At 49.6% G+C, this 19,952-nt stretch carries 19 protein-coding genes; 11 read left to right on the plus strand and 8 right to left on the minus strand.

The window, feature by feature from the left end:
* Nucleotides 1-157: 157 nt before the first annotated feature.
* Complete coding sequence (gene galU / locus AC07P6_RS12615) at nucleotides 158-1,060, plus strand: UTP--glucose-1-phosphate uridylyltransferase GalU (protein ID WP_112213394.1); 903 nt, start codon at nucleotides 158-160, stop codon at nucleotides 1,058-1,060.
* 136 nt (nucleotides 1,061-1,196) lie between these two features.
* On the opposite strand, the gene hns is transcribed toward galU, so the two are convergent.
* Nucleotides 1,197-1,604, minus strand: a complete 408-nt coding sequence (gene hns / locus AC07P6_RS12620) for a histone-like nucleoid-structuring protein H-NS (RefSeq protein ID WP_041146073.1) — start codon at nucleotides 1,602-1,604, stop codon at nucleotides 1,197-1,199.
* Between the two features lie 558 nt (nucleotides 1,605-2,162).
* On the opposite strand from hns, the gene tdk reads away from it, so the two are divergent.
* The gene (tdk, locus tag AC07P6_RS12625; RefSeq protein ID WP_110275756.1) at nucleotides 2,163-2,780 is read left to right on the plus strand and encodes a thymidine kinase; all 618 of its coding nucleotides are present in this window, start codon (nucleotides 2,163-2,165) and stop codon (nucleotides 2,778-2,780) included.
* 177 nt (nucleotides 2,781-2,957) lie between these two features.
* Here tdk and adhE read toward each other — a convergent pair whose 3' ends face one another.
* Nucleotides 2,958-5,633, minus strand: coding sequence for a bifunctional acetaldehyde-CoA/alcohol dehydrogenase (adhE, locus tag AC07P6_RS12630; protein WP_304259781.1), 2,676 nt, complete (start codon nucleotides 5,631-5,633; stop codon nucleotides 2,958-2,960).
* Between the two features lie 477 nt (nucleotides 5,634-6,110).
* Between adhE and AC07P6_RS12635 the strand changes: the two genes are divergently transcribed.
* From AC07P6_RS12635 to AC07P6_RS12665, 7 genes are all read left to right on the plus strand, one after another.
* Complete coding sequence (locus AC07P6_RS12635) at nucleotides 6,111-6,758, plus strand: YchE family NAAT transporter (protein ID WP_110275581.1); 648 nt, start codon at nucleotides 6,111-6,113, stop codon at nucleotides 6,756-6,758.
* 750 nt (nucleotides 6,759-7,508) lie between these two features.
* A complete protein-coding gene (oppA, locus tag AC07P6_RS12640) occupies nucleotides 7,509-9,140 on the plus strand; it encodes an oligopeptide ABC transporter substrate-binding protein OppA (protein ID WP_182239422.1) in 1,632 nt (543 codons plus the stop codon).
* Nucleotides 9,141-9,224: 84 nt separating this feature from the next.
* On the plus strand, nucleotides 9,225-10,145 hold the full coding sequence (gene oppB, locus AC07P6_RS12645; protein WP_110275583.1) for an oligopeptide ABC transporter permease OppB: 921 nt from the start codon (nucleotides 9,225-9,227) through the stop codon (nucleotides 10,143-10,145).
* Nucleotides 10,146-10,159: 14 nt separating this feature from the next.
* Complete coding sequence (gene oppC, locus AC07P6_RS12650) at nucleotides 10,160-11,068, plus strand: oligopeptide ABC transporter permease OppC (RefSeq protein ID WP_110275584.1); 909 nt, start codon at nucleotides 10,160-10,162, stop codon at nucleotides 11,066-11,068.
* Between the two features lie 11 nt (nucleotides 11,069-11,079).
* Nucleotides 11,080-12,093 (plus strand): ABC transporter ATP-binding protein, encoded by a 1,014-nt coding sequence (gene oppD, locus AC07P6_RS12655; RefSeq protein WP_110275585.1) that lies wholly within the window; start codon nucleotides 11,080-11,082, stop codon nucleotides 12,091-12,093.
* Entirely contained in the window at nucleotides 12,090-13,094 is a 1,005-nt protein-coding gene (gene oppF / locus AC07P6_RS12660; protein ID WP_434663014.1) for a murein tripeptide/oligopeptide ABC transporter ATP-binding protein OppF, read from the plus strand. The genes oppD and oppF overlap by 4 nt, the downstream gene beginning before the upstream one ends.
* 44 nt (nucleotides 13,095-13,138) lie before the next feature.
* Nucleotides 13,139-13,975: an ion transporter gene (locus AC07P6_RS12665; RefSeq protein ID WP_182239416.1), complete on the plus strand. Its 837-nt coding sequence runs from the start codon at nucleotides 13,139-13,141 to the stop codon at nucleotides 13,973-13,975.
* Nucleotides 13,976-14,166: 191 nt separating this feature from the next.
* On the opposite strand, the gene AC07P6_RS12670 is transcribed toward AC07P6_RS12665, so the two are convergent.
* Nucleotides 14,167-14,496 carry an HI1450 family dsDNA-mimic protein gene (locus tag AC07P6_RS12670; protein ID WP_478316489.1) on the minus strand — a complete coding sequence of 110 codons (330 nt, stop codon included), beginning with the start codon at nucleotides 14,494-14,496 and terminating at the stop codon, nucleotides 14,167-14,169.
* Between the two features lie 34 nt (nucleotides 14,497-14,530).
* Nucleotides 14,531-15,991, minus strand: coding sequence for a cardiolipin synthase (gene cls, locus AC07P6_RS12675; protein ID WP_181485884.1), 1,461 nt, complete (start codon nucleotides 15,989-15,991; stop codon nucleotides 14,531-14,533).
* 143 nt (nucleotides 15,992-16,134) lie between these two features.
* Between cls and AC07P6_RS12680 the strand changes: the two genes are divergently transcribed.
* Nucleotides 16,135-16,308, plus strand: coding sequence for a YciY family protein (locus tag AC07P6_RS12680; protein ID WP_130624366.1), 174 nt, complete (start codon nucleotides 16,135-16,137; stop codon nucleotides 16,306-16,308).
* 56 nt (nucleotides 16,309-16,364) lie between these two features.
* Here the strand turns inward: AC07P6_RS12680 and AC07P6_RS12685 are convergent, their stop codons facing one another.
* Nucleotides 16,365-16,661, minus strand: coding sequence for a YciI family protein (locus tag AC07P6_RS12685; protein WP_110275659.1), 297 nt, complete (start codon nucleotides 16,659-16,661; stop codon nucleotides 16,365-16,367).
* Nucleotides 16,662-16,872: 211 nt separating this feature from the next.
* Here AC07P6_RS12685 and tonB point away from each other — a divergent pair, with 211 nt between their 5' ends.
* Entirely contained in the window at nucleotides 16,873-17,598 is a 726-nt protein-coding gene (gene tonB / locus AC07P6_RS12690) for a TonB system transport protein TonB (protein ID WP_112213402.1), read from the plus strand.
* 12 nt (nucleotides 17,599-17,610) lie between these two features.
* Here tonB and AC07P6_RS12695 read toward each other — a convergent pair whose 3' ends face one another.
* The 3 genes from AC07P6_RS12695 to pfkB all read right to left on the minus strand — a co-directional run bounded on the left by AC07P6_RS12695 (nucleotide 17,611) and on the right by pfkB (nucleotide 19,899).
* Nucleotides 17,611-18,483, minus strand: a complete 873-nt coding sequence (locus AC07P6_RS12695) for a fructosamine kinase family protein (RefSeq protein WP_304259770.1) — start codon at nucleotides 18,481-18,483, stop codon at nucleotides 17,611-17,613.
* Nucleotides 18,484-18,589: 106 nt separating this feature from the next.
* Nucleotides 18,590-18,874 (minus strand): type V toxin-antitoxin system endoribonuclease antitoxin GhoS, encoded by a 285-nt coding sequence (gene ghoS / locus AC07P6_RS12700; protein ID WP_304259768.1) that lies wholly within the window; start codon nucleotides 18,872-18,874, stop codon nucleotides 18,590-18,592.
* Between the two features lie 92 nt (nucleotides 18,875-18,966).
* Nucleotides 18,967-19,899, minus strand: coding sequence for a 6-phosphofructokinase II (pfkB, locus tag AC07P6_RS12705; protein WP_478316491.1), 933 nt, complete (start codon nucleotides 19,897-19,899; stop codon nucleotides 18,967-18,969).
* Between the last annotated feature and the right edge of the window lie 53 nt (nucleotides 19,900-19,952).

The raw sequence follows: 19,952 nt of genomic DNA on the forward strand, positions 1-19,952 counted from the left end.
GATCTTTTGCGGTGGTACTATCGCCGGGTTTAATGCGTAAAAATCCTAATTCGGGGATATCCAATCCTTTTCAGACCAGGTTTAGCTGAGCAGGCTGATATACTCGACGATATTTATTAACGAAAAGTTTAAAAAACGAACAGTCCAGGAGATTTCAATGGCTGCGCTTAATTCAAAAGTAAGAAAAGCTGTAATCCCGGTTGCGGGATTAGGTACCCGGATGTTGCCTGCAACTAAGGCTATTCCTAAAGAAATGCTGCCGTTGGTAGACAAGCCTTTAATTCAATATGTTGTTAACGAATGTATCGCTGCCGGGATTACTGAAATTGTTCTGGTCACGCACTCCTCCAAAAACTCTATCGAAAACCATTTTGATACCAGTTTTGAACTGGAAGCGATGCTGGAAAAACGTGTAAAACGCCAGCTGTTGGAAGAAGTTCAGTCTATTTGTCCGCCGCACGTTACCATTATGCAGGTCCGTCAGGGGCTGGCTAAAGGTTTAGGTCATGCTGTGCTGTGTGCCCATCCTGTTGTTGGCGATGAGCCAGTCGCGGTTATTTTGCCAGACGTTATTCTGGATGAATTTGAATCCGATCTGTCCTGCGATAACCTGGCGGAAATGATTGCTCGTTTTGATGAGACTGGGGCCAGTCAAATCATGGTTGAACCCGTTGCAGACGTGACTGCATACGGCGTTGTTGACTGCAAAGGCCAGCCTCTGCAGCCGGGCGAGAGCGTTCCGATGGTTGGTGTAGTCGAAAAGCCAAAAGCGGACGTTGCGCCGTCCAATCTGGCCGTTGTTGGTCGTTACGTGCTGAGCGCGGATATTTGGCCGCTGCTGGCAAAAACGCCTCCGGGAGCCGGTGATGAAATTCAGCTGACTGATGCCATTGATATGCTGATCGAAAAAGAAACGGTCGAAGCCTATCATATGAAAGGCGTGAGTCATGACTGCGGTAATAAACTGGGTTATATGCAAGCTTTTGTTGAATATGGCGTTCGCCACAAGTCACTGGGCGCAGAATTTAAAACCTGGCTGGAAAAAGCAGTCGCGAAGTAATCGTTATCTGTAGTACTACAAGAAGCCGGGGAGCGATTTCGTTTCCCGGTTTTTTTATGCCCGTACGGCGTATGTTGGATTAAGAGATAAAAAAAATCCCGCCGGAGCGGGATTTTTAAATGGATACGATAGCTTATTACAGCAGGAAATCGTCCAGAGATTTACCCTGCTCATCCATCGCTTTCTTGATCACTGCCGGAGTACGACCCTGACCAGTCCAGGTTTTAGTTTCGCCGTTTTCGTCAACGTAGCTATATTTAGCCGGACGTGCTGCGCGTTTGGCTTTAGTACCCGCTTTAACAGCTGCCATGGTGCTCAGCAGTTCATTCGGATCAATACCATCAGCAATCAGCATTTCACGGTATTGCTGCAGTTTACGGGTGCGTTCTTCAATTTCCGCAGCAGCAGCGCTTTCTTCTTCGCGACGTTCGTTAACGACGACTTCTAATTTTTCCAGCATTTCTTCGAGCGTTTCAAGTGTGCATTCTCTTGCCTGCGCACGAAGAGTACGGATGTTGTTCAAAATTTTAAGTGCTTCGCTCATTGTAGTAATCTCAAACTTATATTGTGGGGTGGTTTGTTGGACTAATAATAGAGCGATAAAATCAGATGTGCAATAGGGGAGAATGTAAGGAAGTCAAAATAAGTTGTTATTTGTCTCGAGAATTAATTAATTTAAGTTAATTTTTCCGGGTGAGTTCACATCTTTACTGCTTATAGCGAAGCTGCATCCATAAGCTAAAACCCTGAGATAGTATGCTTTTTCTGATTCTCAGCGAGTAAAGTTATACTTCGCATGGATAAATATCATCTTCGGTATTAGCTCAGTGGTTGCGGTGATGTTTAATATAAAACACTTGTCCAGGTCCGTTATAGCCTCCCTGCAGGAACACGGATAAGCACAAAAGGACAATGGCACCGTAAGTCGTCGTGTCCCTGATCGTACGAATAGCAGACACGTCCTTCTATTAAAATGCTTAATCTTTTAGGTATCCGCAGGCTTAACATTGATCGCAATACCCGCCCTGAAGGGGCAGATAGAAGGAGAATATATGATACAATTTGGCTGCGATAAAACACATTGATTGGGGTCACGCAGCCGATGGCACAACTTTATTTCTACTATTCTGCAATGAATGCAGGTAAGTCTACCGCTCTGTTACAGTCTTCCTACAATTACCAGGAGCGAGGGATGCGTACCGTGGTTTATACGGCGGAGATAGACGATCGCTTTGGTTCCGGGAAGGTGAGTTCAAGAATTGGTCTCTCATCGCCAGCACGATTGTATAATACTCAAACTTCATTATTTTCTGACATTGCAGGTGAACATGCGCGTCAGCCCATTCACTGCGTATTAGTAGATGAAAGCCAGTTCTTGACCCGTGAGCAGGTACATGAGTTGTCAGAAGTCGTCGACGAACTTGATATTCCCGTGTTGTGCTATGGCTTGCGTACGGATTTTCGTGGCGAATTGTTTATTGGCAGTCAATATTTGCTGGCATGGTCCGATAAATTAGTTGAATTAAAAACCATCTGCTTTTGTGGCCGCAAGGCAAGTATGGTTCTGCGATTGGATCAAGAAGGGCGGCCATACAATGAAGGTGAACAGGTGGTGATTGGCGGTAACGAGCGCTATGTTTCCGTTTGCCGCAAGCATTACAAAGAGGCCTTAAGTGAAGGTTCTTTAACCTTTGTGCAGAACAAACAGCACCCTTACTAAACCCCACCGCTAATCCTTCTCAGGCGCTCTCTCAGCGCCTTTTTTATGTCAGTGCTACTCATCATTCGATTAATCATTCCTGTTGCCTGAGGCGATTTGTGCGCTGCTGAGTGACAGATACAAAAAAGCCCCATCTTTAGGATGGGGCTGATGATTGCTTTCTAAACTGCTGTCAGATTAAGAAGATTTCTTCGCTTTTTTCTCAGCTTTAGCTGGTGCGGCTTCTTTCTTCTCTGCAGTTTCGCCTTCGACGTAATTACGACCGTAGAAAGTATCCAGCAGAATCTGTTTCAGCTCAGCGATCAGCGGGTAACGCGGGTTAGCGCCGGTGCACTGGTCATCGAATGCATCTTCAGACAGCTTATCTACGTGGGCCAGGAAGTCAGCTTCCTGCACACCAGCTTCACGGATAGACTTAGGAATACCCAGGTCAGCTTTAATTTCATCCAACCAGCCAAGCAGTTTTTCGATTTTCGCTGCGGTGCGATCGCCCGGTGCGCTCAGGCCCAGATGATCCGCGATTTCAGCGTAGCGACGACGAGCCTGCGGGCGGTCGTACTGGCTAAATGCAGTCTGTTTAGTCGGATTGTCGTTCGCGTTATAACGAATAACGTTGCTGATCAGCAGGGCGTTCGCCAGACCGTGAGGAATGTGGAACTGTGAACCCAGTTTATGCGCCATGGAGTGACATACACCCAGGAAGGCGTTAGCAAACGCAATACCCGCGATGGTTGCTGCACTGTGAACGCGTTCACGCGCTACCGGGTTCTTAGAACCTTCATGATAGGACGCTGGCAGGTTTTCTTTCAGCAGTTTCAGAGCCTGCAGAGCCTGACCGTCGGAGAACTCAGAAGCCAGTACGGAAACATAAGCTTCCAGGGCGTGAGTTACCGCATCCAGACCACCGAATGCACACAGTGATTTCGGCATATCCATAACCAGGTTGGCATCGACAATCGCCATGTCTGGAGTCAGCGCGTAGTCTGCCAGCGGATATTTCTGACCTGTTGCATCGTCGGTAACAACCGCAAACGGAGTGACTTCAGAACCGGTACCGGAAGTGGTGGTGATCGCCACCATTTTGGCTTTGACGCCCATTTTCGGGAACTTGTAGATACGTTTACGGATGTCCATAAAGCGCAGCGCCAGTTCTTCGAAGTGAGTTTCTGGATGCTCGTACATAACCCACATGATTTTTGCTGCGTCCATCGGGGAACCGCCGCCCAGCGCGATGATCACGTCTGGCTTGAACGAGTTCGCCAGCTCTGCACCTTTACGAACGATGGTCAGAGTCGGGTCAGCTTCAACTTCGAAGAACACGTCAGTTTCAACGCCAGCAGCTTTCAGTACAGAAGTGATCTGGTCTGCATAGCCGTTGTTGAACAGGAAGCGGTCGGTCACGATCAGCGCGCGTTTGTGACCATCAGTAATCACTTCATCCAGCGCGATTGGCAATGAGCCACGACGGAAGTAGATAGATTTCGGAAGTTTGTGCCACAACATGTTTTCAGCTCGCTTAGCAACGGTTTTCTTGTTGATCAGGTGCTTAGGACCAACGTTTTCAGAGATGGAGTTACCACCCCATGAACCACAACCCAGAGTCAGGGAAGGTGCGAGTTTAAAGTTGTACAGGTCGCCGATACCACCCTGAGAAGCCGGAGTGTTGATCAGGATACGCGCGGTTTTCATCATCTGGCCGAAGAAAGCAACACGTTCTGGCTGGTTGTCCTGGTCGGTGTACAGGCAAGAGGTATGACCGATACCGCCCATTGCCACCAGTTTTTCAGCTTTAACAACAGCGTCTTCGAAATTCTTCGCACGGTACATTGCCAGGGTCGGAGACAATTTTTCGTGTGCAAACGGCTCGCTTTCATCAACATCGGTAACTTCACCAATCAGAATCTTGGTGGCAACCGGTACGGTGAAACCAGCCAGTTCAGCGATTTTATACGCCGGCTGACCAACGATAGCGGCGTTCAGCGCGCCATTTTTCAGGATAATGTCCTGAACAGCTTTCAGCTCTTTGCCCTGCAGCAGGTAGCCGCCGTGGCTGGCGAAACGTTCACGAACTGCATCGTATGCGGAATCAACAACAACAACGGACTGCTCGGAAGCACAAATTACGCCGTTGTCGAAGGTTTTAGACATCAGTACAGAAGCGACAGCACGCTTAACATCAGCGGTTTCGTCGATAACAACAGGGGTGTTACCTGCGCCAACGCCGATTGCCGGTTTGCCGGAGCTGTATGCCGCTTTAACCATGCCCGGACCGCCGGTCGCGAGAATCAGGTTAATGTCAGGGTGATGCATCAGTGCGTTGGACAGTTCAACGGAAGGTTGATCAATCCAACCAATCAGGTCTTTCGGCGCACCGGCAGCGATTGCGGCCTGCAGAACGATATCAGCCGCTTTGTTAGTGGCTTCTTTAGCACGCGGATGCGGAGAAAAAATGATGGCGTTACGGGTCTTCAGGCTAATCAGCGATTTAAAGATAGCGGTTGAAGTCGGGTTAGTTGTCGGGACGATGCCGCAGATAATGCCGATAGGTTCAGCGATAGTGATAGTACCGAAGGTGTCGTCTTCAGACAGCACACCGCAGGTTTTTTCATCTTTGTATGCGTTATAGATGTATTCAGAAGCGAAGTGGTTTTTAATCACTTTGTCTTCGACGATACCCATGCCGGATTCGGCGACGGCCATCTTAGCGAGAGGGATTCGAGCGTCTGCGGCGGCCAGTGCGGCGGCGCGGAAGATTTTATCGACTTGTTCTTGAGTGAAACTGGCATATTCACGCTGGGCCTTTTTTACGCGCTCTACAAGTGCGTTAAGCTCTGCGATATTAGTAACAGCCATAATGCTCTCCTGATAATGTTAAACTTTTTTAGTAAATCAGTAGCTCGATTCGACAGTATAGACAGGCTGTTAACAGCTTGCATCTAAATGTTAATGTAAAGAATTTTTCGCTTCTGACTTCATTGATTAACTAAAAAAGCTCTGGTTTTTTCTTTCAGGTACCGCTGTTTTCCCTCCCTGTTGTGTGTAAACAAGGTTACTCACTTCTGAGTACAAATTATGTGATCTACATCAATAATCGACGAAGCTGATACCTTTCAGCTGTTCGTTTTTTGACCTTTCAGGGCATGTGTAATGATTCGGTATGCTAATTGAATGAATAAATAGCATTATGGAAACAAATAAATAACATCCGAGCTTTATTATGACCTTATGCATAATTGAGATGAATTATGCTATTAAACAGCGTATCTTTTCGCGGATATTTTATGCTGGCAACTGTCAACAGCCATTTTTAATGATGCTGCGGAGCGCACTGTGATTCAACCGTTGTTTGATTTTTCAGCTTATTTCAAATTTTTCATCGGGCTATTCGCGCTGGTAAACCCGGTGGGCATCATCCCTGTCTTTATTAGCATGACCAGTTATCAGACGGCGGCGATACGTAACAAGACCAATCTGACGGCTAACCTTTCTGTCGCCATTATCCTGCTGACCTCATTGTTTCTGGGGGATGGTATTCTGCAGGTCTTTGGTATTTCCATCGATTCTTTCCGTATTGCTGGTGGGATTCTGGTTGTCACTATTGCGATGTCGATGATTAGCGGCAAGCTCGGTGAGGATAAGCAGAACAAACAAGAGAAGTCAGAAACGGCGATCCGCGAGAGTATCGGTGTGGTACCGCTGGCATTGCCTCTGATGGCCGGGCCGGGGGCTATTAGTTCAACGATCGTCTGGGGTACGCGTTATCATAGCGTTGCGCATTTCTTGGGCTTTTCGGTCGCAATTGCGCTTTTCGCTTTATGCTGCTGGGGGATTTTCCGTATGGCCCCCTGGCTGGTTCGCCTGTTGGGGCAAACGGGAATTAACGTGATTACCCGTATTATGGGGCTGCTACTTATGGCCCTCGGGATCGAGTTTATTGTCACCGGAATAAAAGCACTCTTCCCTGGACTAGTGAATTAATCTGCGCTTCTGCACGCGGGGCAAAACCCCGCGGTTGCTTAATTATTAGCAAAGCATATCAAAAAACGTTATATGAACACGTAAAATAACTTTTTTTAATATAATTACATTTTTGTTTTTTATCAGTCTGTTACGAACTTATCCTGCCATTCCCCTCGCTATCCACTCACATTAGTTACTGTTATTTTCGTCACATCATTGTCTGGTGCTTGCCGTCAGATAATTGAAATGATATTAGTAAATTCACCGATGAGGCAGATGAATGTGCTAAATAATAAACAATTGTTAATTTTTCGTACAAAAAAGCACCTTCTCAGTATTGCTCGGTATGTAAAACAGTAATTTTTTCGTATGCACATGATAGATAATGGTTTTATAACTTTTTCTTTACAGGGGGAATTTTATGCTCTGCCTTCCGGGAGATCATAAAAGAGAATCCGGTAACATATTTGCAAATTGCATTGGCGGACGAGAAGGCCTTTTGGTACTTTCCGGCGTGATCTTTAGCAGAATATAAACTTAAATGAGAATTTTTATTAACTAACTCATTGCGATTTAAAACCGCCTCCGGACAGGGAGGGGAAGAATCGACGTCAAGACTGCCGTTTGAGCGGTCGTAATAAAATAAGTCGGTGATAGCAAGCAGTACAATCTGACAGCAGCATAAACTCCTGCACTGTACAGAATCCTAAAAGAGAAAAGCAGGCTGGTTATATAGCCAGTAATTATAATGAGTGGAGTAACAAACACATGACCATCATCACGAAAAAAAGCCTGGTAGCCGCAGGCGTATTATCTGCGCTAATTACCGTTAACGCAGCCATAGCGGCAGATGTACCCGCAGGAGTACAGCTGGCGGATAAACAAACGCTAGTGCGCAACAATGGATCCGAAGTCCAGTCTCTTGATCCGCACAAAATTGAAGGTGTGCCGGAATCTAATATCAGCCGGGACTTATTTGAGGGACTGCTAGTAAGCGACCTTGACGGTCATCCGGTTGCTGGCGCTGCGGAAAAATGGGACAACAAAGATTTTAAAGTCTGGACCTTCCATCTGCGAAAAGATGCAAAGTGGTCTGACGGCACGCCGGTTACGGCACAAGATTTCGTTTATAGCTGGCAGCGCCTGGCTGACCCGAAAACAGCATCTCCTTATGCAAGCTACCTACAATATGGTCATGTGGCCAACGTTGACGAAATTATCGGCGGCAAAAAACCAGCGACCGATCTGGGCGTAAAAGCGCTGGATGATCATACTTTCGAAGTTACACTCAGCGAACCCGTACCATACTTTTATAAACTTCTCGTTCACCCATCCGTCTCTCCAGTACCTAAAGCCGCGATTGAGAAGTTTGGTGAGAAATGGACCCAACCTGCCAATATCGTTAGCAACGGCGCATATAAATTAAAAGATTGGGTAGTCAACGAGCGTATTGTGCTGGAGCGTAATACCAATTATTGGGATAACGCCAAAACCGTGATTAATCAGGTCACCTATCTGCCGATCTCTTCTGAAGTTACAGACGTAAACCGCTACCGTAGCGGTGAAATCGACATGACCTATAACAACATGCCGATCGAACTGTTCCAGAAGCTGAAAAAAGAGATCCCGCAAGAAGTTCACGTCGATCCGTATCTGTGCACCTATTACTACGAAATCAATAACCAGAAAGCACCGTTTACCGATGTTCGTGTACGAACCGCACTGAAAATGGCTTTGGATCGCGACATTATTGTCAATAAAGTAAAAAATCAGGGCGATCTGCCAGCCTATAGCTACACCCCACCATATACCGATGGTATGAAACTGGTTGAACCTGAGTGGTTCAAGTGGTCGCAGGAAAAACGTAACGAAGAAGCGAAAAAATTACTCGCCGAAGCAGGTTATACCGCTGATAAACCGCTGACCTTTAACCTGCTCTATAACACTTCCGATCTGCATAAAAAACTGGCTATTGCCGTCGCGTCTATCTGGAAGAAAAATCTGGGCGCGAACGTGAAGCTGGAGAATCAGGAGTGGAAAACATTCCTCGATAATCGCCATCAGGGCACCTTTGATATTGCGCGCGCCGGCTGGTGTGCGGACTATAACGAACCGACATCCTTCCTGAACACCATGCTGAGCGACAGCTCAAACAACACCTCGCATTATAAGAGTCCGGCTTTTGACAAGATTATTGCTGAAACGCTGAAAACCAGTGATGAAGCGAAACGTGCAGACCTCTATGCACAATCTGAGCAGCAGCTGGACAAAGACTCCGTCATCGTCCCGGTCTTCTATTATGTCAACGCCCGCCTGGTTAAACCTTGGGTCGGCGGCTACACAGGTAAAGACCCGTTAGATAATATCTACGTTAAGAACCTTTATATTATCAAACATTAATGGCAAATCGTGGGGCAGGCAGCGCTTGCCCCACCGTGTCTGAATTCATCGCACTCGATAGGCACAGGCCAGAAGGTACGGGCAATGTTAAAATTTATCTTTCGTCGCTGTCTGGAAGCGATTCCGACGCTATTTATTCTAATTACAATCTCCTTCTTTATGATGCGTCTTGCGCCGGGTAGTCCTTTTACCGGTGAACGTACGCTGCCACCGGAAGTCATGGCGAATATTGAAGCAAAATATCATTTAAACGACCCCATCATGACCCAGTATTTCAATTACCTGAAGCAACTGGCGCATGGTGATTTCGGTCCTTCCTTTAAATATAAAGATTATTCGGTAAACGATCTGGTGGCTTCCAGCTTCCCGGTGTCTGCCAAATTAGGTTTTGCCGCATTTTTCCTGGCGGTAATTCTTGGCGTCACTGCCGGAGTTATTGCGGCGCTAAAACAGAATACGAAATGGGACTTCGCTGTGATGGGGGTGGCAATGACCGGGGTCGTGATACCCAGTTTCGTAGTCGCGCCCTTACTGGTGATGATATTTGCTATTACTCTGCATTGGCTGCCGGGTGGTGGTTGGAACGGCGGGGCGCTGCAATACATGATTTTGCCTATGGTCGCACTGTCGCTGGCCTATATCGCCAGTATTGCGCGTATCACTCGCGGCTCGATGATTGAAGTCCTGCACTCTAATTTCATCCGTACCGCGCGGGCAAAAGGCTTACCGATGCGCCGCATCATTCTACGTCACGCCTTAAAACCCGCACTGTTACCAGTACTTTCCTATATGGGACCTGCCTTCGTCGGCATTATTACTGGCTCGATGGTTATCGAAACCATTTATGGTCTGCCGGGTATTGGCCAACTGTTCGTCAACGGCGCGCTGAACCGCGATTATTCGCTAGTGCTCAGCCTGACCATTCTGGTTGGCGCATTGACCATTCTGTTTAACGCGGTTGTTGACGTGCTGTATGCCGTTATCGATCCGAAGATTCGTTATTAACGCTGGGGTTCGCCATGATGTTAAGTAAGAAAAACAACGAGGCGCTGGAAAACTTCAGTGAAAAGCTGGAAGTCGAAGGGCGCAGCCTCTGGCAGGACGCCCGCCGCCGCTTTATGCATAACCGTGCTGCTGTTGCCAGCTTGATCGTGTTGGTAATTATCGCGCTGTTTGTCACCATCGCCCCGATGGTGTCGCAGTTCTCCTACTACGATACCGATTGGGGCATGATGTCCAGCGCACCTGATATGGAGTCTGCTCACTACTTCGGTACCGACTCGTCTGGCCGCGACCTGTTGGTGCGTGTGGCGATCGGCGGGCGTATTTCATTAATGGTCGGCGTCGCTGCGGCGCTGGTGGCGGTGATTCTTGGCACGCTTTACGGCTCGCTTTCCGGTTATTTGGGCGGCAAAGTGGACTCGGTGATGATGCGTCTGCTGGAAATCCTCAACTCTTTCCCGTTTATGTTCTTCGTCATTCTGCTGGTGACCTTCTTTGGCCAGAATATTTTGCTCATTTTCGTCGCCATTGGGATGGTCTCCTGGCTGGATATGGCGCGTATCGTTCGCGGCCAGACCCTGAGCCTGAAGCGCAAAGAGTTTATTGAAGCTGCGCAGGTCGGTGGAGTCTCAACAGGTAACATTGTTATCCGCCATATTGTGCCGAACGTGCTTGGCGTGGTGGTGGTGTATGCCTCGTTGCTGGTCCCGAGCATGATCCTGTTCGAATCCTTCCTGAGCTTCCTTGGTCTGGGTACCCAGGAGCCGCTAAGCAGCTGGGGCGCGTTGCTCAGCGATGGCGCGAACTCGATGGAAGTATCGCCATGGCTGCTGCTGTTCCCTGCCGGTTTCCTGGTGGTAACGCTATTTTGTTTTAACTTTATCGGCGATGGCTTGCGTGATGCCCTCGACCCGAAAGACCGCTAAGGAGCGCCGTCATGAGTACGATTGAAACGGCAAAAGCGCCGCAGGTAGCACAACAATCCAGCCTGCTTCTGGATGTTAAAGACCTTCGCGTCACCTTTGGCACTCCCGATGGCGATGTTACTGCGGTCAACGATCTCAACTTTAATCTACGGGCAGGGGAAACCTTAGGCATCGTGGGTGAGTCCGGTTCCGGTAAGTCGCAAACCGCTTTTGCGCTGATGGGCCTGCTGGCGGCAAATGGTCGCATTGGCGGTTCAGCGACCTTTAACGGTAAGCAGATCCTGAACCTTCCGGAACGTGAGCTGAATAAGCTACGCGCCGAGCAGATCTCAATGATTTTTCAGGACCCGATGACGTCGCTCAATCCGTATATGCGGGTAGGCGAACAGCTGATGGAAGTCCTGATGCTGCATAAAGCGATGAGCAAAGCCGAAGCGTTTGAAGAGTCGGTTAAAATGCTGGATGCGGTCAAAATGCCGGAAGCGCGTAAACGGATGAAAATGTATCCACACGAGTTTTCCGGCGGGATGCGCCAGCGCGTTATGATAGCGATGGCGCTGCTGTGTCGGCCTAAGCTGTTGATAGCCGATGAGCCGACAACGGCGCTGGATGTGACCGTGCAGGCACAAATTATGACGTTGCTGAATGAACTCAAGCGCGAGTTCAATACCGCGATCATTATGATTACCCACGATCTCGGCGTAGTGGCGGGGATCTGCGATAAGGTGCTGGTGATGTATGCTGGCCGCACCATGGAATATGGTCAGGCGCGCGACGTCTTTTATCATCCGTCGCACCCTTATTCAATTGGTCTGCTGAATGCGGTTCCGCGTCTGGATGCCGAAGGTGACGCCTTGTTGACCATTCCGGGCAACCCGCCGAACCTTCTGCGCTTGCCGAAGGGCTGTCCGTTCCAGCCACGTTGCCCGCATGCAATGGAGATTTGTAATAGCGCTCCGCCTCTTGAGGAGTTTGCGCCAGGCCGCCTGCGTGCCTGCTTTCAACCGGTGGGGGATTTGCTATGAACGCCGTAACGGAACAAAGAAAAGTCCTGCTCGAAATTGCCGACCTGAAAGTGCACTTTGATATTAAAGACGGTAAACAGTGGTTCTGGCAGCCGTCAAAAACGCTCAAGGCGGTAGATGGCGTAACCTTGCGTCTGTACGAGGGTGAAACGCTGGGCGTGGTCGGGGAGTCAGGTTGCGGAAAATCAACCTTTGCGCGAGCCATTATAGGTCTGGTGAAAGCGACTGACGGTAAGGTTGCCTGGCTGGGCAAAGATCTGCTGGGAATGAAACCTGATGAGTGGCGCGATGTGCGTAGCGATATTCAGATGATCTTCCAGGATCCGCTGGCGTCGCTGAACCCGCGAATGACTATCGGGGAAATCATTGCCGAGCCGCTGCGTACTTATCATCCGAAAATGCCGCGTCAGGAAGTTCGCGACCGGGTTAAAACGATGATGATGAAAGTGGGGCTGCTGCCAAACCTGATTAACCGCTATCCGCACGAATTCTCCGGTGGTCAGTGCCAACGTATCGGCATTGCGCGCGCGCTGATCCTTGAGCCTAAGTTAATTATCTGTGATGAGCCGGTTTCGGCATTGGACGTGTCAATTCAGGCGCAGGTAGTGAATCTTCTTCAGCAGTTGCAGCGTGAAATGGGTCTTTCTCTGATTTTCATCGCTCACGATCTGGCGGTAGTCAAGCATATTTCTGACCGCGTGCTGGTGATGTATCTGGGGCATGCCGTGGAGTTGGGCACTTACGATGAGGTGTACCATAATCCGCTGCATCCTTATACCAAAGCGCTGATGTCGGCGGTGCCGGTTCCTGATCCTGATTTGGAAAGAAACAAGACTATCCAACTGCTGGAAGGGGAATTACCGTCGCCGATTAACCCGCCCTCGGGCTGCGTATTTCGTACGCGCTGTCCGCTTGCCGGGCCGGAATGCGCGAAAACGCGACCGGTGCTGGAAGGCAGTTTTCGACATGCAGTTTCCTGCCTGAAGGTAGACCCGTTATAATCTCTGGGGCTGACGCAGGTCAGCCCTTTTTTTGTGAGGTTAACGTGGCTGTCAATATTCATGCCGCACGTTTGCGGCTGTACCATTTACTTTTCGATCAAAACCGACGCACTGGTCGCCATTTTGAAGGCCTTTGCGGCGTTTTTGCGTTGCTCAGCGTGCTGGTGATTTTTATTGAGTCCGGATTGGGTACGCAATATCACCTGACTTTAGACGAATGGCATATTTTCGTCTGGCTCGAGTTTTTTGTGACGGCTGTTTTTACCCTCGAATATTTTCTGCGTATCGTCAGTTGGCCCAACCCAATAAAGTATATTTTCAGCTTTTGGGGAATTATCGATCTGGCGACGATCTTGCCGCTCTACGTTATGTGGCTGTGGCCTGAAATCAGCATTGAATATGTGTTTGCCTGGCGGGCGATGCGCGCTATCCGCGCGTTGCGTATTCTTAAACTGCTGCGATTTATGCCGTCGCTGAATATTTTCTGGGCCGCTATCGTTAGCGCTCGCCATCAATTGATTCTTTTTTATTCGTTTATCGCCATCGTGATGGTTATTTTTGGCTCGCTGATGTATCTGATTGAAGGGCCAAAATATGGCTTTACCACGCTGAATGCGTCGGTCTACTGGGCGATTGTGACGATAACGACGGTGGGGTATGGCGATATCACCCCGCATACGCCGGTGGGGCGCATTCTGGCATCGATACTTATCTTAATCGGCTACTCTATTATTGCGATTCCAACTGGTTTGATTACCACCCATATGACTACCGCATTTCAGAACCGCCGCACTCAGCGCGTGTGTCCGAAATGTCGGCACAATACGCATGATAAAAATGCCCGTTATTGCAATGCCTGCGGAAGTGAGTTACCTGATTAAATAAAAAAACCTGCCGCGGTGAAACGGGCAGGTTTCTTCTATACCCTAAATAATTCGAGTTGCAGGAAGGCGGCAAGGAAGAGAATCCCCAGGAGCTTACTGTGGTAAGTGACTGGGGTGAGCTGACGCAGCCAACACACATGCAACTTGAAGTATGACGGGTATATATTGCTACGTGTTTGAGATGATGCTTATTCACGCCACAGAATATGGCAAATCTTGTGGTCTTTTTCGCGACACAGCAGCACACGGGCAAAGATATCGTTAATATCACCGCCATCGGTATCGGCCAGGCCAATCACCACTTCGGCAAAAAAATCCGGGTTGAGGTCAAAATCGACGTGTTCTTCCCAATCCGGAGCCGGGTCAAACAACTCGGCACCGCCGCGTTCTTCAAATTGTAGGTTGAACAGAATGACATCCGCCGAGTCGAGGTTGTCGACAGCCAGTTCCAGGAAGATATCGTAGGCTTGTTCAAGCGTTTCGTCTTCGGTCAGGCGATTGTTTAAATCCATATCCATGATTGCTACCCATTAAACATCTGATTGGCACGTTTTACAGCAACGGACTGAAGAAGTAAAACAGTCGCTCGGCGATTCGTTGCCACAGCGGACGTTTTAACCACAACCGGGCGTCCAGCAGGCGCGAGCGGGAGATATAGTCGTCCTGAACTGCCGCCAGATCGCTACCAAATCCGGCATCGTCGATCACCAGCGTAATTTCGAAGTTAAGCCACAGGCTGCGCATGTCGAGATTCACGGTACCGACCAGACTGAGTTCGCCGTCAACTAATACGCTTTTGGTATGCAGCAGTCCGCCTTCAAATTGGTAAATCTTCACCCCTGCCGCCAGCAGTTCACTGAAGAAAGCGCGGCTGGCCCAGCCGACCAGCAGCGAATCGTTCTTGCGTGGCAAAATGATGCTGACATCGACACCGCGCTGGGCGGCAGTACAGATAGCATGCAGCAGATCGTCACTGGGCACAAAGTAGGGAGTGGTCATGATCAAATGCTCTTTGGCTGCATAGGCGGCGGTCAACAGAGCCTGATGAATCAAGTCCTCCGGGAAACCCGGGCCGGAAGCGATGGTATGAATTGTATGCCCACTGGCCTCTTCGAACGGCATGATATTGACGTCTGGCGGTGGTGGTAAAATTCGTTTTCCGGTCTCAATTTCCCAGTCGCAGGAATAGACGATGCCCATGGCTGTTGCCACCGGGCCTTCCATTCTCGCCATCAGGTCAATCCATTGACCCACGCCGGAGTCTTGTTTAAAGAAACGAGGGTCAACCAGATTCATACTGCCGGTATAAGCAATATAGTTATCGATCATGACCATTTTGCGATGTTGACGCAGGTCCATACGACGTAGAAAGACGCGCATCAGGTTTACCTTCAGCGCTTCGACAACCTCAATCCCCGCATTGCGCATCATGGCGGCCCACGGGCTGCGGAAAAAAGCCACGCTACCCGCGGAGTCGAGCATTAAACGGCAGTGTACGCCGCGTCGAGCCGCTGCCATTAACGATTCCGCGACTTTATCGGCCATACCACCGGGCTGCCAGATATAGAACACCATCTCAATATTGTGACGAGCAAGCTGAATGTCGCGGATAAGCGCCTGCATAACGTCATCTGATTCGGTGAGTAGCTGAAGCTGGTTGCCTTTAACGCCAGCGATGCCCTGGCGGCGCTCGCAGAGTTGGAATAACGATTCGGCGACCGGGCTATTATCATCGGCAAAGATATGTTTGCAGGCTTTGAGATCTTTTAACCATTTGGCCGTCGAAGGCCACATTGCGCGAGCGCGCTCAGCGCGGCGTTTACCCAGATGCAGCTCGCCAAACGAGAGATAGGCAATGATTCCCACAAGCGGAAGGATGTAGATGATCAGCAACCACGCCATTGCTGACGGAACTGCACGTCTTTTCATTAGTATGCGTAATGTTACACCAGCGATCAGCAGCCAGTAACCGAGTATGACCAGCCAGTTAACCACTGTGTAAAAGGTTGTCATAGATGAAAAATCCTTTTGAATGACTTTATGTCATGAGTTTACGCATCAACATCAATCTGGCAAATAAAAACGCAGCGAAAGCGTTGGTCACCCAGATTCATCGGTCTATAATGCTGGCTGTTTTCACTCGTAGAGTAGTAGCAATGAAGCGTAGTAGAACGGAAGTAGGGCGCTGGCGCATGCTAAGACAGGTGAGTCGCCGTAAAACACGCTGGCTGGAAGGCCAATCGCGTCGCAATATGCGCATCCTCTCCATCAGAAAAGAGCTGGTGAAACGGCAACGTCATTCCCTGCTGTTCACTTTCTCTGAGTTTTGAGAGTCGAAACAAAAGGCACCGCTCGCGGTGCCTCTGTTTTTGGTCAGGGTCTTGTTTCAGAATACCTTTTTGAAAGGCTTAACGGACACTTTCTGATAAACCCCGGCAGCGATATACGGGTCATCATTGGCCCATGATTGCGCCGCTTCCAGTGATTCAAATTCTGCAATAACCGTTGAACCGGTAAAGCCAGCCACGCCAGGTTCATTACTGTCTACAGCAGGCATTGGGCCAGCGGTCAGCAAACGACCTTCATCATGTAATAGTTGTAAACGCGCCAGGTGCGCGGGACGTACCGACGATCGTTTTTCCAGAGAGTCGGCGATATCTTCAGCGTAGATAACGTAAAGCACGGCATGGCTCCTTATTAATAAATTGGCGAATCACGTTAAGTGAAACCGTCGTTGACTGCAATGCAAAGATGCGCACGACCCTTAGATTGCCATGCTCTGGCGCCTTTTTGTCAGAAAAGGGGGCAAATTTTGATGCAAGATAACAACCCTAGTTGAATATGATTGCTATTTGCATTTAAAATCGGGGCATCATTTTTCAACAGAAACGACTATGAGCGCAATGACCCTTGATTTACCTCGCCGCTTTCCGTGGCCTACGCTACTGTCCGTGGTTATCCACGGAGGTGTTGTAGCGGCGTTGCTGTATACTTCGGTACATCAGGTTATTGAACGACCTTCGCCTTCGCAGCCTATCGAAATTACAATGGTGGCCCCGGCCGATCTGGAACCGCCTCAGGCGGCGCAGCCGGTGGTTGAACCCGTAGTTGAGCCGGAGCCTGAACCGGAAGTGGTGCCTGAACCGCCAAAAGAGGCACCGGTTGTGATCCATAAACCCAAGCCGAAGCCAAAACCAAAACCGAAGCCGGAAAAAAAGGTTGAGCAGCCAAAGCGTGATGTGAAACCAGCGGAAACGCGCCCTGCATCGCCGTTTGAAAACTCAAATACGGCACCAGCGCGCACGGCACCAAGTACATCGACCGCGACCGCTAAACCAACCGTTACGGCCCCGACCGGTCCACGAGCGTTAAGCCGCGGAGAACCGACCTATCCAGCTCGTGCCCAGGCGCTGCGCATTGAGGGGGATGTTCGCGTTAAATTTGATGTTACGCCGGACGGTCGCGTGGATAACGTGCAGATCCTCTCCGCTCAGCCAGCTAATATGTTTGAGCGTGAAGTGAAGAGCGCTTTACGTAAATGGCGCTATGAAGCAGGTAAACCGGGTACTGGCATCACCATGACCATTCAGTTCCGTCTGAAAGGCGTGAAGATTAGCTAAGAGTGAGGCCCCTTAAGGGGCCTTTTCCATTAATACGTCATCAAGCGCTTTCTGCGCCGTGACCAAATGTTGTCCACCAAACAGAATCGCCCGGTTCAGCAATGTATATAGCTGGTAGATGGGTTGACGTTCGAGAAAGCCGGACGGCAGCGGTGAAACGGATTGATAGCCGTCGTAAATTTGCGGTGGTTGTTCAACATGTAACGGCAGCATAGCCAGATCGCACTCTCTGTCGCCCCAATAGCAGGCCGGGTCGAAAATATAAGGTCCATTCGGCCCTAGCGCACAATTACCAGACCATAAATCACCGTGAAGTAATGATGGCTGTGGCTGATGATTGCTCAGCCGCTGTTGTACAGTGTCGACGAGAGTATCAATATCGCCAAAATGCAGACCTTTTTCGGCGGCTAACTCCAACTGCCAGCCAATGCGCTGCTCAGCAAAGAAAGTAGACCAGCGGCGCTGCCACGCGTTTGGCTGTGGGGTGGTAGAAAGATCGTTATCAAAATCGAGACCAAACTGCGGCTGATCGCTCCATTGATGTAAATGCGCGATTTGTTGACCTAACAGGAAAGCATTATGCGCATCCAGTGGCCGGGGAGGGAGATATTCCATCACCAGGAAACTGTAATCCCGGTCGCTGCCGACAGCAAAAACCTGCGGTACGCTAACGGTTTTACTTCGTGACAGCAGCTCAAGCTGATCTGCTTCGGCGGTGAAGATGGGCAAAAGCTCCCGTTCATCACATTTTACGAAGTAATCTCGCCCACCAAAGCGTAAATGCCAGGCTGCATGGATTTCTCCACCAGGTAGTTCGTTTCGCAGTTCGATTTCAGCTGCTTCAGTGTGCCAATCGCTTAACAAATTGCTGATAGCTTGCCACATGCTGTCTCTCCCCTATGTTTTCCACCATTTCATAAGGTTAGCGCATAACCTCGGTGTAAAATTCGAACTGACGCACAACTGACGGTTTCTACTGCGCTAATCGCACTTATTGAGCTTTCAACCACTGATCAAATGTGGTGACGGTTATTTCGATAGGTCTACCCAGGGCGGTTTCGGCTAAACCGGCGCTTAAAGCTTTGACCTCTTCTGCGTTCTGCGGTGAAAGAAGGCCAAAAGTATTGGTTCCAAGTTCGTGTGGAGCGCCTTCATCATCGTTCAGAACAAGGGTAAATCCGGCTCGGGTGAGGTGATTACTCAGTTCGTTAATTTCAGTTAACGTCCGTTCGTGAAAGCGTGCTGTGATGACCCAGGCAATAATTTCGCTACTCATTTTTCACCCTATTGTTATTCATGAAATTTTTAGCATAGACCATCATGATAATTTGGCGACTCCCTCTGGAGGCTTAGAGGGAGTGCAGGCGTTTACTGACCGCGCAAATAGTCGTAGATTTTTTGCGTATTCTCCAGCGAGCAAAGACGAGTTCCCTGGTTAATCGTTGCGGCGCTACCGGCAGCAACGCCAAAACGCACCATATCTTCAAGAGTGGCATCTTCCGCCAGTCGCAGGGTCATTGCGCCGACCATACTGTCTCCGGCGCCGACGGTGCTCTGGCTTTTCATCGGTGGCGGTACGACCTGCACGCTGCCGCTGGCATCTACGCCCAACGCACCCTGCGGCCCCAAAGAGACCACAACGCGAAGAGCCTTGCCGGTGCGAATTAACTCCTGGGCCGCCTTACGTACATCATCTGGTTGGTTGAGATCTCGTTGGACGAGGGCGCTCAATTCTTTCTGGTTCGGCTTAACCAATTCAATGTTGCCAACATCGAGGGAGGCGGCGAGGGCTTCGCCGGAGCTATCGATAATACAGCGCAGCCCATGTTTTTGAGCGTTTTTGACCAGCTTTGTCAGGCTTTCGACGCTGATGCCTGGTGGCAGACTGCCGCTGATAACCAGCAGGGATCCGGGTGAGATGGCGAGAACTTTTTCTTCCAGACGATGGAACTCTTCCTGGGTTAACGCGGCTCCTGGCATGACGAAACGATACTGTTCACCGCTGGTATTCACATGCACATGAAGATTTTGTCGCGTCCAGTCATGCGTTTCAACTGTCTCTACTGGAACATGTTCATCGGTCAGCAGGGCGGTGAGATGTTCCCCCGTGGCGCCGCCGACGGGGAATATTGCGGTAGCGCTGCCGCCAAGAAAAGTAATGGCTCGCGCAACGTTTATCCCGCCGCCGCCTGGTTCGAAAACGGGAGCGCTACAGCGTAGTTTGCCTTCCGGGTAGATTTGCGGGGTCTGAGTTGCGCTGTCGAGCGAAGGGGCTAATGTGAGCGTATAGATTTTGGTCATCCAATTTCCTCCATAATAGAGTTTAGCTGCTCTGTTTTTAAGCATGGCACTTA

The sequence above is a fragment of the Klebsiella sp. GFKo11 genome (assembly GCF_056490265.1).

Excerpts from the sequence above, each read along its gene's own strand:
- tdk (WP_110275756.1), top strand. The coding sequence starts at position 2,163 with ATGGCACAACTTTATTTCTACTATTCTGCAATGAATGCAGGTAAGTCT.
- AC07P6_RS12670 (WP_478316489.1), bottom strand. The coding sequence starts at position 14,496 with ATGGATATGGATTTAAACAATCGCCTGACCGAAGACGAAACGCTTGAA.
- oppF (WP_434663014.1), top strand. The coding sequence starts at position 12,090 with ATGAACGCCGTAACGGAACAAAGAAAAGTCCTGCTCGAAATTGCCGAC.
- ghoS (WP_304259768.1), bottom strand. The coding sequence starts at position 18,874 with ATGAGTAGCGAAATTATTGCCTGGGTCATCACAGCACGCTTTCACGAA.
- oppA (WP_182239422.1), top strand. The coding sequence starts at position 7,509 with ATGACCATCATCACGAAAAAAAGCCTGGTAGCCGCAGGCGTATTATCT.
- adhE (WP_304259781.1), bottom strand. The coding sequence starts at position 5,633 with ATGGCTGTTACTAATATCGCAGAGCTTAACGCACTTGTAGAGCGCGTA.
- cls (WP_181485884.1), bottom strand. The coding sequence starts at position 15,991 with ATGACAACCTTTTACACAGTGGTTAACTGGCTGGTCATACTCGGTTAC.
- tonB (WP_112213402.1), top strand. The coding sequence starts at position 16,873 with ATGAGCGCAATGACCCTTGATTTACCTCGCCGCTTTCCGTGGCCTACG.
- hns (WP_041146073.1), bottom strand. The coding sequence starts at position 1,604 with ATGAGCGAAGCACTTAAAATTTTGAACAACATCCGTACTCTTCGTGCG.
- pfkB (WP_478316491.1), bottom strand. The coding sequence starts at position 19,899 with ATGACCAAAATCTATACGCTCACATTAGCCCCTTCGCTCGACAGCGCA.
- AC07P6_RS12680 (WP_130624366.1), top strand. The coding sequence starts at position 16,135 with ATGAAGCGTAGTAGAACGGAAGTAGGGCGCTGGCGCATGCTAAGACAG.
- galU (WP_112213394.1), top strand. The coding sequence starts at position 158 with ATGGCTGCGCTTAATTCAAAAGTAAGAAAAGCTGTAATCCCGGTTGCG.
- AC07P6_RS12695 (WP_304259770.1), bottom strand. The coding sequence starts at position 18,483 with ATGTGGCAAGCTATCAGCAATTTGTTAAGCGATTGGCACACTGAAGCA.
- oppC (WP_110275584.1), top strand. The coding sequence starts at position 10,160 with ATGATGTTAAGTAAGAAAAACAACGAGGCGCTGGAAAACTTCAGTGAA.
- oppD (WP_110275585.1), top strand. The coding sequence starts at position 11,080 with ATGAGTACGATTGAAACGGCAAAAGCGCCGCAGGTAGCACAACAATCC.
- oppB (WP_110275583.1), top strand. The coding sequence starts at position 9,225 with ATGTTAAAATTTATCTTTCGTCGCTGTCTGGAAGCGATTCCGACGCTA.